This window comes from Aeromicrobium sp. MLTX1, assembly GCF_046452335.1.
Lineage (GTDB): Bacteria > Actinomycetota > Actinomycetes > Propionibacteriales > Nocardioidaceae > Aeromicrobium.
This window is the reverse complement of the sequence record NZ_JBKFDN010000001.1, coordinates 614,307-629,006: the sequence shown is the minus strand read 5'-3', so window position 1 is coordinate 629,006 and position 14,700 is coordinate 614,307. Positions and strand designations below refer to the sequence as shown.

Annotated in this window: 15 protein-coding genes; 14 read left to right on the top strand and 1 reads right to left on the bottom strand. The window is 70.9% G+C overall.

Annotation, left to right across the window (positions count from 1 at the left end; all coding sequences use genetic code 11):
• Nucleotides 1-3 precede the first annotated feature (3 nt).
• From ACK99Q_RS02920 to ACK99Q_RS02855, 14 genes are all read left to right on the top strand, one after another.
• Entirely contained in the window at nt 4-1,353 is a 1,350-nt protein-coding gene (locus tag ACK99Q_RS02920) for an ABC transporter ATP-binding protein (protein ID WP_410184742.1), read from the top strand.
• Nucleotides 1,350-2,024: an energy-coupling factor transporter transmembrane component T family protein gene (locus tag ACK99Q_RS02915; protein WP_410184741.1), complete on the top strand. Its 675-nt coding sequence runs from the start codon at nt 1,350-1,352 to the stop codon at nt 2,022-2,024. The genes ACK99Q_RS02920 and ACK99Q_RS02915 overlap by 4 nt, the downstream gene beginning before the upstream one ends.
• Nucleotides 2,025-2,141: 117 nt before the next feature.
• Complete coding sequence (locus ACK99Q_RS02910) at nt 2,142-3,128, top strand: DUF6801 domain-containing protein (RefSeq protein WP_410184740.1); 987 nt, start codon at nt 2,142-2,144, stop codon at nt 3,126-3,128.
• 58 nt (nt 3,129-3,186) lie between these two features.
• Nucleotides 3,187-4,167: an ABC transporter ATP-binding protein gene (locus tag ACK99Q_RS02905; protein ID WP_410184739.1), complete on the top strand. Its 981-nt coding sequence runs from the start codon at nt 3,187-3,189 to the stop codon at nt 4,165-4,167.
• Nucleotides 4,164-4,943: an MlaE family ABC transporter permease gene (locus ACK99Q_RS02900; RefSeq protein ID WP_179426854.1), complete on the top strand. Its 780-nt coding sequence runs from the start codon at nt 4,164-4,166 to the stop codon at nt 4,941-4,943. The genes ACK99Q_RS02905 and ACK99Q_RS02900 overlap by 4 nt, the downstream gene beginning before the upstream one ends.
• Before the next feature lies 1 nt (nt 4,944).
• Nucleotides 4,945-5,772 carry an MlaE family ABC transporter permease gene (locus ACK99Q_RS02895; protein ID WP_410184738.1) on the top strand — a complete coding sequence of 276 codons (828 nt, stop codon included), beginning with the start codon at nt 4,945-4,947 and terminating at the stop codon, nt 5,770-5,772.
• Nucleotides 5,772-7,082: an MCE family protein gene (locus ACK99Q_RS02890; protein ID WP_410184737.1), complete on the top strand. Its 1,311-nt coding sequence runs from the start codon at nt 5,772-5,774 to the stop codon at nt 7,080-7,082. The genes ACK99Q_RS02895 and ACK99Q_RS02890 overlap by 1 nt, the downstream gene beginning before the upstream one ends.
• The gene (locus ACK99Q_RS02885) at nt 7,082-8,167 is read left to right on the top strand and encodes an MCE family protein (protein WP_410184736.1); all 1,086 of its coding nucleotides are present in this window, start codon (nt 7,082-7,084) and stop codon (nt 8,165-8,167) included. Before ACK99Q_RS02890 ends, ACK99Q_RS02885 begins: the two co-directional genes overlap by 1 nt.
• Nucleotides 8,158-9,147 (top strand): MCE family protein, encoded by a 990-nt coding sequence (locus tag ACK99Q_RS02880; RefSeq protein ID WP_410184735.1) that lies wholly within the window; start codon nt 8,158-8,160, stop codon nt 9,145-9,147. Before ACK99Q_RS02885 ends, ACK99Q_RS02880 begins: the two co-directional genes overlap by 10 nt.
• Entirely contained in the window at nt 9,147-10,355 is a 1,209-nt protein-coding gene (locus ACK99Q_RS02875; RefSeq protein ID WP_410184734.1) for an MCE family protein, read from the top strand. The genes ACK99Q_RS02880 and ACK99Q_RS02875 overlap by 1 nt, the downstream gene beginning before the upstream one ends.
• On the top strand, nt 10,355-11,461 hold the full coding sequence (locus ACK99Q_RS02870) for an MCE family protein (protein WP_410184733.1): 1,107 nt from the start codon (nt 10,355-10,357) through the stop codon (nt 11,459-11,461). Before ACK99Q_RS02875 ends, ACK99Q_RS02870 begins: the two co-directional genes overlap by 1 nt.
• Nucleotides 11,458-12,732, top strand: a complete 1,275-nt coding sequence (locus ACK99Q_RS02865) for an MCE family protein (RefSeq protein WP_410184732.1) — start codon at nt 11,458-11,460, stop codon at nt 12,730-12,732. The genes ACK99Q_RS02870 and ACK99Q_RS02865 overlap by 4 nt, the downstream gene beginning before the upstream one ends.
• Nucleotides 12,729-13,262 carry a hypothetical protein gene (locus ACK99Q_RS02860; RefSeq protein ID WP_410184731.1) on the top strand — a complete coding sequence of 178 codons (534 nt, stop codon included), beginning with the start codon at nt 12,729-12,731 and terminating at the stop codon, nt 13,260-13,262. Before ACK99Q_RS02865 ends, ACK99Q_RS02860 begins: the two co-directional genes overlap by 4 nt.
• Nucleotides 13,259-13,756 carry a hypothetical protein gene (locus tag ACK99Q_RS02855; RefSeq protein WP_410184730.1) on the top strand — a complete coding sequence of 166 codons (498 nt, stop codon included), beginning with the start codon at nt 13,259-13,261 and terminating at the stop codon, nt 13,754-13,756. The genes ACK99Q_RS02860 and ACK99Q_RS02855 overlap by 4 nt, the downstream gene beginning before the upstream one ends.
• Nucleotides 13,757-13,842: 86 nt before the next feature.
• Here ACK99Q_RS02855 and ACK99Q_RS02850 read toward each other — a convergent pair whose 3' ends face one another.
• Nucleotides 13,843-14,556 (bottom strand): class E sortase, encoded by a 714-nt coding sequence (locus tag ACK99Q_RS02850; RefSeq protein ID WP_410184729.1) that lies wholly within the window; start codon nt 14,554-14,556, stop codon nt 13,843-13,845.
• Nucleotides 14,557-14,700 lie beyond the last annotated feature (144 nt).

Sequence of the window (14,700 nt, the reverse complement as noted above, 5' to 3'; positions counted from 1 at the left end):
CGCGTGACGATCGCGTTCCGCGACTTCACCTGGACGCCCCTCCACGGCAGGCGGCCCGCCCTCGACCGGCTCGACCTGAGGATCGAGCGCGGCGAGCGCGTGCTGCTCGTCGGGCCCAGCGGCAGCGGCAAGTCCACGGCGCTCCACGCCGTCGCCGGTGCGCTGGGCTCGACGCTCGTGGGGGACGCGTCCGGGGCGGTCGAGGTCGACGGGCGGATCGGCCTGGTCACGCAGAGCCCGTCGGCCTCGATCGTCGCCGACCGTGTCGGGCGTGACGTCGCGTTCGGTCCCGAGAACCTCGGCCTGCCGCGCGACGAGATCTGGCGGCGGGTCGACGCGGCGCTGGACGCCGTGGGACTGCCGTACGACCGCGACCGCTTCACCAGTGCGCTGTCGGGCGGTGAGCGGCACCGGCTCGCGCTCGCCGGCGCGCTGGCCACCGAGCCCGACCTGCTGCTCCTCGACGAGCCGACGTCGATGCTCGACCCCGCGCTGGTCGAGGTGGTCCGCGACGCCGTCCTGGCGGTCGTCGGCGGCCGTTCGCTCGTGGTGGTCGAGCACCGCTTCGAGCCGTGGCTCGACCACGTCGACCGCGTGGTCGTGCTGGACGCCGGGCGCCTGGTCTTCGACGGCTCGGTCGCGCAGTTCCGCACCGCGGCGGTGCCCGACGCGCTGTGGATGCCCGGGCGTCCCGCGCCCGTCCCGCTGGAGGCTCCCGGCGACCTGCTGGCGCCGGAGGAGCCGGCGCACGTGCGCGTCACCGACCTCGTCGTCGACCAGGTCACCCGAGGTCTCCGCGGCTCCGAGCGCACGCGCGCGGTCTCCGGACTGACGCTCGTGCTCGACCCCGGCACGCTCACTGCCCTCGTCGGGCCGAGCGGCGCCGGGAAGTCCACGGCGCTGCTGGCCCTCGGCGGGCTGATCGAGCCGGTGTCGGGGGTCGTCGAGGCGCCTCGCGGTCTGGGCTGGTGCCCGCAGGACCCCGAGCTCGGCTTCGTCGCCACCACGGTCCGCGACGAGCTGGAGGCCACGCCGCGCGCGCTCGGTCGGGCCGTCGACGTCGAGGCGCTGCTGGAGGCGGTCGGCCTCCCCGGACGCGGCGACGACCATCCCTACCGGCTCTCCGGGGGCGAGCAGCGCAGGCTCGCGCTCGCCGCCTCCGCGGCGCACCGCCCCGGCCTGCTGCTCGCCGACGAGCCCACGGTGGGCCAGGACCGCGACGCCTGGGCGCTCGTGGCCGGGTGGCTCGGCTCGGCCGCCCGCCACGGCGTGACGGTCGCGGTCGCCACCCACGACCCCGACCTGCCGCGCGACCGCGAGGTCCTGCTGCGCGCCGGGGAGGTGGTGGCGTGACCAGCCTGCTCGCCCGCCTCAACCCGCTGGTCCTGATCGGGATCGGCGTCGCCGCCGCCCTCGGCTCGCCCGCGATCCGCACCCTGCCGATCGCGGTCGTCGCGGTGTCGCTGTGGGTGCTCGCCGCGGCCCTCACGGTGCCGTCGTGGAAGTACCCGGCCGTCTGCCTGCTGCTCGTCCTGATCCCGATGGCGAGCGTCGCGTGGTCCACGTGGCTGCTGGGCGGTCGCGACGCCGAGGTCGCCCTCGTCGCCGGCCTGCGCACGTTCGTGCTGGCGTGGCCCGGTGCGGTGGCGGTGGGCTACGTCGACGTCGCGCGGCTGGGCGACTACCTGGCCCAGAGCCTCAAGGTCCCGGGCCGTTTCGCCGCCGCGCTGTCGGCCGCCCTCCAGCGCGTCAGCGGCTCGTGGCGCACGTGGCACGACCTGGAGCGGACGCGCCGTGCGCGCGGCCTCAAGGTGCGTCCGTGGTCGATGGCGTTCGCGCTGCTCGTGCACACGATCCGCGAGGCGACGCGCACCTCGATCGCGATGGACGCGCGCGGCTTCGCGACCGCGCACCGGCGCACGTGGGCCGAGCCCGCCACGTGGTCCCGCGCGGACGTCGGCGTTCTCGTGGGCGCCGTGATCCTGGCTCTCGTACCGCTGGGGATGCGTCTCATGGGCCTCTGACGCACCACCGCCGAAAGGTGTCTTGCGTCACAATGCAACTTCAGGTTACAGTCGTCGGCACTGCCCGCTTAACGGGCGTTTACACCCACGACCGTGGACCTGAAGCGAGGAGAGCCCATGCGCCAGAGCGCCGCAGCTGCACGTCGAGGACTTCGGTTCGCGATCGCGACGGCGCTCGTGGGTGCAGGCATCACCCAGCTCGCCCCGGCCGCCACTGCCGCCCCCGCCGGCGTCGAGCGCGTGGGCTACGAGTGCCAGGCCACCAACCCGATCATCAACTCCACGCTCGAGGGCCACTACCAGTTCTACGTGACCGCGCAGACCGACCTTCCCGAGAGCGTCCAGGCGGGCTCCATCGTGCCGGCCACCGACACCACGCTGAGCCTGATCCTCTCGCGCGACCTGGTCGACCACCTCTACACGAAGATGGAGGTCCGTCGGGTGCGCGGCACCTCGCGCTCCGACGTCGTCCTGCAGGCCGTGGCCCCGGGCGGCGAGGTCCTCGAGACCCGCAACGAGCCCGTCAGCGGACTCCAGGCCGACTGGGTGCAGATCCAGACGGGCGCCGAGCTCACGATCCCGGCCGCGGGCACGGTCGCCGCGATCGACGTGCCGTCCACCGCCGAGAACGGCCTCATCTACGTCCAGATGCCCAAGACCTTCTACCTCGACTCCGTCATGGACCCGCCGGTGCTCGGCTCGGTCTCCGAGGCCGAGCTCGAGTGCGTCCGCCAGAGCGACAACGCCGCGGCCCGCGTGATCGGCACGATCCCGATCGGCGCCGGCTGCACCGCGGCCGAGTGCCCGCTGCCGCCCGCCGAGGGCGGCGGCGGTGGCGGGGGCGGCGGCGGTGGAACCGGCGACGGCGAGGACCCCGAGGTCATCGATCCCGTCACCCCCGACGAGGAGACCGCCGTCGACGACGACTACGCGTTCGACGAGGACGGGACCAGCGACGACGCCTCGGTCGCCTCCGCGTCGGCCGAGACCACGGCACTGCCGGCCACCGGCTCCTCGTTCGGCCCGATCCTGGGCGCCGCGCTCGCCGTGCTGGTGGCGCTCCGGATCGGCCTCGCCGTGAGGCTGCGGCGCACCAGCCGCTGACCACCAGTTCCTCCAGGTACCCGTCCCGCGGGTTCCGTCCCCCTGTGAAGGAGCCCAGATGGGTGTCGAAGTTCGCGTCGAAGGGCTGACCAAGGCCTTCGGCAGCCAGACGATCTGGCGCGACGTCTCGCTGACGCTGCCCGCCGGGCAGATCAGCGTCATGCTGGGCCCCTCGGGCACGGGCAAGTCCGTGTTCCTCAAGGCCCTGATCGGCCTCATCAAGCCCGACGCGGGCCACATCTTCATCGAGGGCACCGACATCGCCACGTGCAGCGAGCGCGACCTCTACGAGATCCGCAAGCTGTTCGGCGTGCTGTTCCAGGACGGTGCGATGTTCGGCTCGATGACCCTGTTCGACAACGTGGCCTTCCCGCTGCGCGAGCACACCCGCAAGAACGAGACCGAGATCCGCGACATCGTCATGGAGAAGATGTCGATGGTGGGCCTCGTCGGCGCCGAGACGAAGCTGCCCGGTGAGATCTCCGGCGGCATGCGCAAGCGCGCCGGCCTCGCCCGCGCCCTCGTCCTCGAGCCCGAGATCATCCTGTTCGACGAGCCCGACTCGGGTCTCGACCCGGTGCGCACGGCGTTCATCAACCAGCTGATGGTCGACCTGAACGCCCAGACCGAGGCCACCTTCCTCATCGTCACGCACGACATCAACACCGCGCGCACGGTGCCCGACAACATCGGCCTGCTCTACCACCGGCACCTGTCGATGTTCGGCCCGCGCGAGATGCTGCTCTCCAGCGAGGAGCCGGCCGTGCGCCAGTTCCTCAACGCCCAGACGGTGGGCCCGATCGGCATGAGCGAGGAGAAGGACGCCGACGAGCTCGCGGCCGAGGACCACAGCGCCCTGCCGCCCCTGCCGCCGATCCCGCTCCAGCTGTTCCCGTCCGACGGTCGCCCGCGTGCCACGCAGGCGGAGCCGGGCGCCTGGTGCGCGGCGAACGGCGTCGTCCCGCCGCCGGGCTCCTTCCTCGACGACGGCTCGAGCTTCTCGGCGCCGTCGCCGCAGTCGATCGGCGGCCCCCGATGAGCCTCGGCGAGCGGGTGACCGCGCCGCTGGCCACCGCGGGCCGGCTGTTCGCGTTCGGCGCCGACGTCCTGCTCGCGGTGTTCCAGCGGCCGTTCCAGCTGCGCGAGTTCATCCAGCAGGCGTGGTTCATCGCGTCGGTCACGATCATCCCGATCGCGCTCGTGGCGATCCCGTTCGGCGCCGTCGTGGCGCTGCAGACCGGCAGCCTCGTCCAGCAGTTCGGCGCCCAGTCCTTCGTCGGCTCGGCCGCGGTGCTCGCGGTGCTGCGCGAGGCCGCGCCGATCGCCACCGCGCTGCTCGTGGCCGGCGCCGGCGGATCGGCCATCGCGGCCGACCTCGGCGCGCGCAAGATCCGCGAGGAGCTCGACGCGATGATGGTGCTGGGCATCGACCCGATCCAGCGTCTGGTCGTGCCACGCGTGCTGGCCTGCATGCTCGTCGCGGTCTTCCTCAACGGACTGGTCAGCGTGGTCGGCGTGCTGGGCGGCTACATCTTCAACGTGATGATGCAGGGCGGCACGCCCGGCGCCTACCTCGCCTCGTTCACCGCGCTGGCCCAGACCCCCGACCTCTACCAGGGCATGGCGAAGGCGCTCGTCTTCGGCCTCATCGCCGCGATCGTCTCCACCTACATGGGGATGCACGCCGACGGCGGCCCGCAGGGCGTCGGCCAGGCGGTCATGGAGTCGGTCGTCATCACCTTCCTGCTGCTGTTCCTGGCGAACTTCGTGATGAGCGCCCTGTACTTCCAGCTCGTCCCGGCGAAGGCGTTGTGACGTGGCGAACCTGACGACCGCCGTGCGCCGCCCGCTGGGGATCCTCGACGACCTCGGCCTCCAGCTCGCGTTCTACCTGCGCACGATCGCGTGGATGCCGCGCGTCATCACGCGGTACCCGCGCGAGATCCTGCGGCTGCTGTCCGAGGTCACGTTCGGCCGCGGCTCGCTCGCCGTCATCGGCGGCACCGTCGGCGTCATCTTCACGATGTCGTTCTTCACCGGCGTCGAGGTCGGCATGCAGGGCCACAGCGCCCTCGAGCAGCTGGGCACCAGCGCGTTCGCGGGGTTCTTCTCGGCCTACTTCAACACCCGCGAGATCGCGCCGCTCGTGGCCGGCATCGCGCTGGCCGCCACGGTCGGCTGCGGGTTCACGGCCCAGCTCGGCGCGATGCGGATCTCCGAGGAGGTCGACGCGCTCGAGGTCATGGCGATCCCGTCGCTGCCGTACCTGGTCACGACGCGCGTGCTGGCCGGCATGATCGCGATCATCCCGCTCTACATGGTGGGCCTGATGTCGTCGTACATCGCCACGCGGCTCACCATCACGGCGATCTACGGGCAGAGCAGTGGCACGTACGACCACTACTTCGACCTGTTCCTGCCACCCGAGGACGTCCTCTGGTCGTTCTTCAAGGTGCTCGTGTTCGCCGTGCTCGTCATCCTCATCCACTGCTACTACGGCTACTACGCCAGCGGCGGCCCGGTGGGCGTCGGCGTGGCCGTGGGCCGCGCGGTGCGCACCTCGATCGTCGTCATCAACGTCGCCGACCTCATGATGTCGATGGCCATCTGGGGCACCACCACGACCGTCAGGCTGGCCGGCTGATGGCGCGCCTGGCCACCCTCGACCGCCCCGCCGTCGTCCGCGGCCTGGGCGTCGCCATGGTCGCCCTCCTCGTCGGCTCGGTGCTGCTGACCTACGCGGTGTTCACGAAGGCGTTCTCGTCCGACATCCCCGTCCTGATCCGCAGCAACGGCGTCGGCCTGCAGCTCAACCCCAACGCCGACGTCAAGCTGCGCGGCGTCATTGTCGGCCGGGTCGACGACATCACCTCCGAGGAGGGGCAGGCCGTCATCCACCTGCGCCTCGACGCCGACCAGCAGCAGGTCATCCCGTCCGACGTGCAGGCGTTCGTCGTGCCCAAGACCCTGTTCGGCGAGAAGTTCATCGACCTCCAGCCCGTGGCGCAGTCCGCCGGCACCCCCATCCAGGCCGGCGACGAGATCGCCCAGGCCGCGCTGCCGTCCGAGGTCGAGACGCTGCTGGCCGACCTCGACCCGCTGCTGACGGCGCTCAACCCCGAGGACCTCTCCTACGTCCTCACCGCGCTGTCCGACGCGCTGTCGGGCCAGGGCGAGAAGGTCGGCGAGACCCTCGAGACGCTGTCGGGCTACCTGCAGAAGATCACGCCGCTCGCGCCGAAGTTCGTCGAGGACGTCACGCTGCTCGGCGACACCGCGAAGGCCTACGCCGACGTCATGCCCGAGATCGGCACCACGCTGCGCAACGCGGTGGTCACGGGTAACACGCTCACGGCCCGGCGGGCCCAGCTCCAGACCCTCTTCGTCGAGACCGCTGCGTTCGCGACCTCGGCCGAGAAGCTCGCCGAGCGGTCGGGCGACGACTTCATCACCCTCTCGCGCGACTCCCAGCCCACGCTCGAGCTGCTGGCGCAGTACTCGCCCACGCTCGAGTGCGTCCTCAAGGGCATCGACCGCCTCAAGCCCGCGATCGACGGCGCGTTCCGCAACCACCGCGCGCACGCCTCGATCGAGTTCGCGCCGCGCTCGTCCCGCGACTACGACGGCGACGACGCCTACCGGCTGCCCGCCGCCGGGAAGTCCGGCGCGCTCGCGCCCAGCTGCGCCACGCTGCCGCGCACCGCCTACACGGCGAAGCGTCCCGCACCCGGCATGAGCGACACACTCCTCGAGCAGTTCGGCATCGACGGCGACCTCGGCAAGCGCTCGCCGCTCGTCGATCCCGCGGTGGCCAGCCCCGCCGGCACCGACGTCGAGGCCGAGCAGATCGACGCGATCGTGGCCACCGCGCTGGGCGTCGACCCCTCCGAGGTCCCCGACGTGGCCCAGCCGCTGTTCGGCCCCGTCCTGCGTGGAGCGGAGGTGACGCTCTGATGGCCCGCACCGGCATGGACCGCCAGACGGCCTCGGCGTTCGCGAAGCTGATGGCCTTCCTCGTCGTCACCGGCGTGATGACCGCCCTGCTCGTCGCGGTGATCGGCAACACGTCGTTCGAGCGCACCGTGACCTACAAGGCGGTGTTCAGCGACGTGACGAGTCTCGTGAAGGGCGACGACGTGCGCATCGCCGGTGTGCGCGTGGGCAACGTCTCGGAGGTCAAGGTGCACTCCGGCTCCAGCGCCGAGGTCACGTTCAGCGTCGACTCCGACATCGACCTGACCCAGTCCACCCAGGCGGCGCTGAGGTACCGCAACATGATCGGCCAGCGCTACATCTCCCTGAGCGAGGGCGCCGACGGCGCGCCCGGCCGGCTGAAGGAGGGCGAGACGATCGGGCTCGACCGCACCACGCCCGCGCTCGACCTGACCGACCTGTTCGGCGGATTCAAGCCGCTGTTCGAGGCGCTGTCGCCGGAGGACACCAACCAGCTCGCCTACGAGCTCATCCAGGTGTTCCAGGGCGAGAGCGGCACCGTGGAGTCGCTGCTGTCGCACACCGCCTCGCTGACGCAGAGCCTCGCCGACCGCGACGAGCTGATCGGGTCGGTCATCGAGAACCTCACGGTCGTGCTGACCTCGTTCAACGAGCGCGACACCGAGCTGTCCTCGGCGATCTCCACCCTCCAGCAGCTCATCACCGGCCTCAAGGACGACCGCGACGTGCTCACCGGCTCGCTCGACGACATCTCGGTGCTCACCGGCGAGACCGCCGGGCTGCTCGAGGACACGGGACCCGCGATCACCGCCGACATCAAGGAGCTGCGCCAGCTCACCTCGAAGATCGGCACGAAGCAGGCGCGCCGCGACCTCGACCGCACGCTGCAGATCCTGCCGATCAAGATCGACCGGATCGGCCGCACCGGCCAGTACGGCTCGTTCTTCAACTTCTTCGTCTGCGACATCGGGGTCAACGGAAAGGTGCCGTCGTTGAACGGGGTGCCGGGCTGGGAGCAGACGCAGCCGTTCAAGACGACGAAGCGCGTCACCGTGACCGGAGCGGGGGTGAGTCGATGCCGCTGAGGGACATGAAGCCGATCCGCGAGCGCAACCCCGTCATCGTGGGTGCGATCTCGCTGGCGATCATCGCCGCGATGCTGTTCGGCGCCAGCCAGGCCGCGAGCCTGCCGATCGTCGGCGGCGGTGCGAAGTACGCCGCCGAGTTCACCGAGGTCGGCGGCCTCAAGAAGGGCGACGACGTCCGCCTCGCCGGCGTGCGCGTCGGCGAGGTCTCCGACCTGGAGCTGCACGGCGACAAGGTGCGCGTGGTCTTCCGCGTGAAGTCCGACCGCGACCGCCTCGGCACGCAGACCGGCGCCTCGATCCGCATCAAGTCGCTGCTCGGCACGATGTACGTCAGCCTCGAGCCCGACGGCTCCGGCACGCTCGCGAAGGGCGCCGTCATCCCGGCGTCGCGGACGAAGGCGCCCTACGACATCGTCCAGGCGTTCTCGGGCCTCACCGAGACCACGCAGGAGGTCGACCAGGAGCAGCTGAAGCAGGCTCTCGAGACGATCAACGACGTCGCGTCCAAGACGCCGGAGGAGTTCCGCAGTGCCGTCACCGGTGTCACGGCCCTGTCGAACACGCTGGCCAAGCGCGACGAGGAGCTCGAGACCCTGCTGAAGAACGTCGACGGCATCTCCGCGGTGCTCGCCGACCGGAACACCGAGTTCGTCAAGCTGTTCGAGGACGGCTCGGTGCTGTTCGACGCGCTGAGCAGCCGCCGCGACGCGATCCACGCCGTGCTCGTCAACGTGACGCGCATGTCCAACGAGATCGAGACGCTCGTCACCGACACCCGCGGCGACCTCAAGCCCGCGCTCACGCGGCTGGCCGGGGTGGTCGACGTCCTGAGGAAGAACGAGAAGAACATCGACGCCGCGATCGACCAGCTGCCCGCCTACTACGCGATGGTCGCCAACAACGGCTCGAACGGCCCGTGGCTGGACTCGTACATCTACAACCTGCTGAGCATCCTCGGCGTCCCGGGAGGACTGTGATGAGCGAGCGTCTCGGCGGGCTGTCCCGCCCCGCCATCGCGATCGGAGCGGCCCTGCTGTGCCTCGTCCTGGTCGGCGTGGCCGCCGTCGCCGCGGTGACGCGGTCGGGCACGAACACCGTCACGGTCGACTTCGACCGCACGGTGTCGCTCTACGAGGGGTCCAAGGTGCGCATCCTGGGCGTCGACGTGGGCACGGTCGAGAAGATCACGCCGCGCGGCCAGACCGTGCGGGCGCGGATCGCGTGGGACGCCGAGTACGACGTGCCCGCCGACGCGAAGGCGCTCATCGTGTCCCCGTCGGTGGTCGGCGACCGGTTCGTCCAATTGGCCCCGGCCTACACCGGCGGCCCCACGCTGCGCGACGGCGCGCATCTCGACCAGTCGCGCACGGGCACGCCCACCGAGCTCGACGAGACCTTCGCTGCGCTGAACGACGTCGCCACGACGCTCGGCCCCGACGGGCTGAACGAGGACGGCGCCGTCAGCGAGCTCGTCTCCAGCACGGCCGACAGCCTCGACGGCAAGGGCGCCGAGATCCGCGAGAGCATCGAGGCGCTGGCGAAGCTGGGCACCACAGTCGACGGGACGAAGGACGAGTTCTTCACCTCGATCGAGCAGATCGAGCGGTTCGTCTCGGCACTCGAGGCCAACGACTCCAGCGTGCGCCGCTTCAACTCCAGCCTCGAGGACGTCTCGGGCATCCTGGCCGCCGAGGGCGACGACCTCCAGCTCGCCGTGCGCGAGCTGGCCGGCGCCCTGCAGCAGGTCCAGGGCTACGTGGAGGAGAACCGCAGCGTGCTGCGCCGCAACGTCTCCGGTCTCAGCGACGTGACGAAGAACCTCGCCGAGCAGCGCAAGGACCTGGCGAAGATCCTCGAGCAGGGTCCGAAGGCGCTGTCGAACCTCGCGATGGCCTACAACCCCACCACGGGCACCCTCGACGCCCGCGGCTCGATCAAGGGCTCCACCTCGCGCGGGATGACCGTCCTCACCGAGAGCTTCTACGTGGCGGCCTACTGCTCGTTGAGCACCCAGGAGAACGCCAAGTACAAGGAGGCGTGCGACGCCGTGGGCGAGCTCGTCGGCTTCCTCGCCGACCGGGCGAAGGCCGTGGGCAGCGACGCCGACGCCGCGCCCGCCGCGCAGGCGCCGCCGGCCGGATCCTCCACCGAGGAGTCCCTCTCCTACCTGATGGGGGTGGCGTGATGCGCACGATCCGGACCCGAGCCGCCCTCGTGGGCGTCGTGGGCTCGCTGGCCCTCGTCTCGGGCTGCGTGTCCAGCGTCGGCGACCTGCCGCTGCCGGGCGGCGCCGACCTCGGCGACGACCCCTACTCGGTCACGATCGAGTTCGCCGACGTGCTCGACCTCGTCCCGCAGAGCGCCGTCAAGGTCAACGACGTGTCCGTCGGCCGCGTCACGAAGGTGGAGCTCGACGACTGGAAGGCGAAGGTCACGATCAAGGTCAACGGCGACGTCGTGCTGCCCGACCAGGCCGTCGCGTCGATCCGCCAGACCTCGATCCTCGGCGAGAAGTTCGTGTCCCTCGCGCCCCCGGAGGAGGGCGGCGGCGAGGTCGGACGTCTCGGCGACGGCGACCTGATCCCGCTCGCGCGCACGGGCAACGCGCCCGAGATCGAGGCCGTGCTGGCGTCGGTCTCGCTCGTGCTCAACGGTGGCGCGCTCGGCAAGGCGCAGGTCATCAGCCGTGAGCTCGGCACCGCGTTCAAGGGCCGAGAGTCGGACATGCGCACGCTCGTCCGCCGCCTCGACGAGTTCCTCGAGGTCGCCGACGACTCGCGCGAGGACATCGTGGCCGCGATCGAGCAGATCGACCGGCTGGCGAAGACCACCAACGAGCAGAAGCAGGCGATCGACGCCGCGCTCGACGACCTCCCCGCCGCGCTCACCACCGTCAACCAGCAGCGGGCCAACCTCGTGAAGATGCTCGACGCGCTGTCCGAGCTCGGTGCCGTGGGGACCGACGTGATCGTCAAGAGCAAGACCGCGGTCACCGCCGACCTGCGCGCCCTCGCGCCGATCCTGGACAACCTCGGCTCGGCCGGCGACGCGCTCATCACCTCGCTTGAGGTGCTGCCCACCTTCCCGTTCCCGGACTCGCTGCTCGGCGAGACGCCGCAGGAGGCGAAGAGCTACCAGATGGGCGACTTCCTCAACGTGTCGCTGGACTTCAACACCGACTTCTCGACGACGGTCGGACTGATGACCGACGCCGAGCGACAGGCGCTCAAGGACGCCCTGCGCGAGGACGACGTGTCGGGCGTGCTGGCGAAGTCGGTGGTGGCGCCGTGATCACCCGCAAGGTGCGCGTGCAGCTCGCGCTCTTCCTCGCCGGCACCCTCGTGCTGCTGACCTACATCGGCGCCAACTACGCGCACGTCGACCGTCTCTTCGGCAGCGGCTACAAGGTCACGGTGCAGATGGCCGAGTCCGGTGGCATCTTCACCACCGCCGACGTCACCTACCGCGGCGTCAGCGTCGGCCGCGTCACCGACATGTGGCTCGACGGCGACGGCGTGAAGGTCGAGGTCCGGATCGACGGCGACGCGCCCGAGATCCCCGCCGACTCCGACGTCGTCGTGGCCAACCGCTCGGCCGTGGGCGAGCAGTTCCTCGACTTCCAGCCCCGCACCGACCGCGGCCCCTTCCTCGAGAACGACGACGTGATCGCGCGCGAGCGCACGCAGGTGCCGATCGACACCCGCACGCTGCTCACCAACGTCAGCTCGCTGCTGTCGTCGGTGGACGCCGACGACCTCAGCACGGTGATCACCGAGCTGGGCACGGCGTTCGAGGGATCGTCGCAGGACCTCAGCACGATCATCGACACCTCCAGCTCGTTCATCACCGAGGCCGACCAGAAGTACGAGGTCACCGCCGCCCTGATCCGCAGCTCGAACACGGTGCTGCGCACGCAGGTGGACTCGCAGAGCGACATCCGGGCGTTCGCGCGGAACCTGAGCCGGCTCACCTCGGCGGTCCGCAGCTCGGACGCCGACCTGCGCACCGTGATCGACTCCGGTGCCCCGGCCGCGAAGTCGCTGCGGGCCCTGATCGACGAGAACGCCGACGACATCGCCGCGCTGCTCGACGACGCCATCACCGTGAACAAGGTGGTGGCGACCCGGCTCGACGGCGTCCGCGGCGTGCTGGTGATCGCGCCGTACGGCATCGAGAGCGCGTACTCGATCATCACGAAGGACTCGCGCACCGGGCAGTACGCGGCGCGGCTGAGCCTGTCGCTGCAGCCGGCGAACGTGCCCTGCCTGGCGGGATACAAGCCCGACTCGCGCCAGCGCACGCCCTACGACCGCACGGTCGAGAAGTGGGACCGCTCGTGGACCTGCTCGAAGGTCACGCCGCGCGGCGGCAAGTCCGGGGGAGGGGGCGCCACGTCGTCCTCGTCCTCCGCGCCATCCGGCGCCGGCACGGTGCTGGGCACGTACGATGTGGCGACGCGGACGCTCGCGTCGAACGACGAGGCCGCGACGATCCCGCAGGCCCTCGATCTCGGTGAGGAGTCCTGGAAGTGGATGATGCTCGGTCCGGCGGTCGCCCGGTGAGTCGCGGTCGCCTCCTGACGGCGGCGCTCGTGGTGGTCGCCCTCGTCGCCGCGGCGGCGGGTGCATGGCTGCTGGCGCGAGGTCCGCAGGTCCCGGCGTCGGCCGACACGTCGGCACGCCAGGACGTCCGTGCCGCCACCGAGCGGTTCGCGACCTCGATCAACACCTACGACGTGGCCGACCTCGACCCCTACGTCGAGAAGGTCACGCCCCTGCTCACCGACGACCTCGCCGAGCAGTTCGAGCTCTCCACGCAGGACCTGCTCTCGCGGTTCGCCGAGACGGAGATCGTCTCGAAGGGCAAGGTCGAGCAGGTCGCGATCGACAGCATCGACGGCGACAGTGCCGAGGCGCTGGCAGCGATCACGGTCACGACCGAGCCCGAGAGCGTGCAGTACGGCCAGCCCCGCCTGCGCTGGCGCGTCTCGCTCGTCCGCGAGGGCGACACGTGGCTCGTCGACAACTTCGCCAACGTCGCGGTCGAGACCGCGCCCACCGAGGCGCCCGAGTCGCAGGAGGAGGGCCGATGACCCGTCCGTCCACCCGCACCGTGCTGATCGCCGTCGCCGTCGTGGCGGTCGTCTTCGCGCTCGTGTCCGTCCTCGTCGTGCAGCGCGCCGAGGCGTCGGCCCAGGACCAGCAGGACGCCCGCGACGACGCCGCCGCCGCGGCCACCGACGCGATCCCGCGCATGCTCGGCTACCGCCACGCCACGATCGCCGACGACCTCGACGAGGCCACCGAGGTGATGACCGAGTCGTTCGCCGACCAGTACTCCGAGCTGACGCCCCAGCTGGTCTCCACGGCGCAGCAGCGCCAGATCGACGTCACCGCCACCGTCCGCACGATCGCGGCGCTCGAGTGCGGTCAAGAGTGCTCGACCTCGAAGGTGCGCCTGCTCGCGTTCGTCGACCAGAACCGCACGATCGCCGGCAAGCCCGGCTCGCCCGCGGCCCTCTCGGTCGTCATCTCGATGAAGAAGGTCGACGGCGACTGGCTCGTGGACGACCTCACCACCAGCTGACCGCCCGCCCCGAGATTTGCTCCTATTTCTACGTTTCAGCCCGTCTGAGACGTGGAAAATGGAGCAAATCTCGGGACACGCGCGGGTCAGACGTGCTTGGTGCTGACCAGCTCGCCGAAGACCACCGAGCGGTTGTCGGTGTGGAAGATCTCCGAGCACGTCGTGAGGGTGAGCAGCGACTCGGTGGGACGGGCCGGGGACTTCTGGGTCGTGGACTCCTTGGCCTTCTCCGGCACGGGCTGGACGACCCAGATGTCGGTGAAGTCGACGATCGTGTCCGTGCCGGAGTTGCGCAGCTCGTAGGTGTAGACGTGCGTGCGGGTCTCCACCTCGACGAGGTCGCCGGCGCGCAGGTCGGGGAAGTCCTTGAACGGCTGGCCGTTCGTCACGCGGTGGCCGGCCACGGCGAAGTTGCCCGGCTGGCCGGGACGCTGCGTGTCGGTGAACCAGCCCACGCCCGAGGTCAGCGCGGTGTCGTCGATGCCCGCGACCACGGGGACCTCGAAGTCCTCGCCCAGGCGCGGCACGCGCAGCACCGCGAACACCTGGCCCATCCGGATCTCGTCGCGGGTGGCGTCGCCCTCGCGGTTGCCCTTCCAGTCGTCGGCCAGCGCGACGGCCATCTCGCCCTGACGCTGCTTCGCGACGACGTTGGTGCCGATGTAGGTCCAGGCGGCCCACCCCAGGCCCACGACGAGGACGACCGTCAGCAGGCTCGCCACGAGTCGCAGCGGCCGCAGCTGGGGCGTCGGCCGCAGCTCGGGGCGCTCGCGGCGCGGCGGGCCGGCGGGGGCGTTCATGCAACTGAGTGTCACACCTGGGCGGCCGCCGGACAATCGAGTCGCCGATACCCGGACGCGCGAGGCCGCCGGTCCCGTTGCCCGTGACCGAGGACGCACGATACGGTGCTGGCTAAGCAAGCGCTTAGTGATCCAGGAGACCCC

What these genes read in the sequence shown, in the direction of transcription:
- ACK99Q_RS02870 (WP_410184733.1), top strand. Translation starts at nt 10,355, where the DNA reads ATGCGCACGATCCGGACCCGAGCCGCCCTCGTGGGCGTCGTGGGCTCG.
- ACK99Q_RS02875 (WP_410184734.1), top strand. Translation starts at nt 9,147, where the DNA reads ATGAGCGAGCGTCTCGGCGGGCTGTCCCGCCCCGCCATCGCGATCGGA.
- ACK99Q_RS02885 (WP_410184736.1), top strand. Translation starts at nt 7,082, where the DNA reads ATGGCCCGCACCGGCATGGACCGCCAGACGGCCTCGGCGTTCGCGAAG.
- ACK99Q_RS02890 (WP_410184737.1), top strand. Translation starts at nt 5,772, where the DNA reads ATGGCGCGCCTGGCCACCCTCGACCGCCCCGCCGTCGTCCGCGGCCTG.
- ACK99Q_RS02905 (WP_410184739.1), top strand. Translation starts at nt 3,187, where the DNA reads ATGGGTGTCGAAGTTCGCGTCGAAGGGCTGACCAAGGCCTTCGGCAGC.
- ACK99Q_RS02900 (WP_179426854.1), top strand. Translation starts at nt 4,164, where the DNA reads ATGAGCCTCGGCGAGCGGGTGACCGCGCCGCTGGCCACCGCGGGCCGG.
- ACK99Q_RS02850 (WP_410184729.1), bottom strand. Translation starts at nt 14,556, where the DNA reads ATGAACGCCCCCGCCGGCCCGCCGCGCCGCGAGCGCCCCGAGCTGCGG.
- ACK99Q_RS02855 (WP_410184730.1), top strand. Translation starts at nt 13,259, where the DNA reads ATGACCCGTCCGTCCACCCGCACCGTGCTGATCGCCGTCGCCGTCGTG.
- ACK99Q_RS02880 (WP_410184735.1), top strand. Translation starts at nt 8,158, where the DNA reads ATGCCGCTGAGGGACATGAAGCCGATCCGCGAGCGCAACCCCGTCATC.
- ACK99Q_RS02910 (WP_410184740.1), top strand. Translation starts at nt 2,142, where the DNA reads ATGCGCCAGAGCGCCGCAGCTGCACGTCGAGGACTTCGGTTCGCGATC.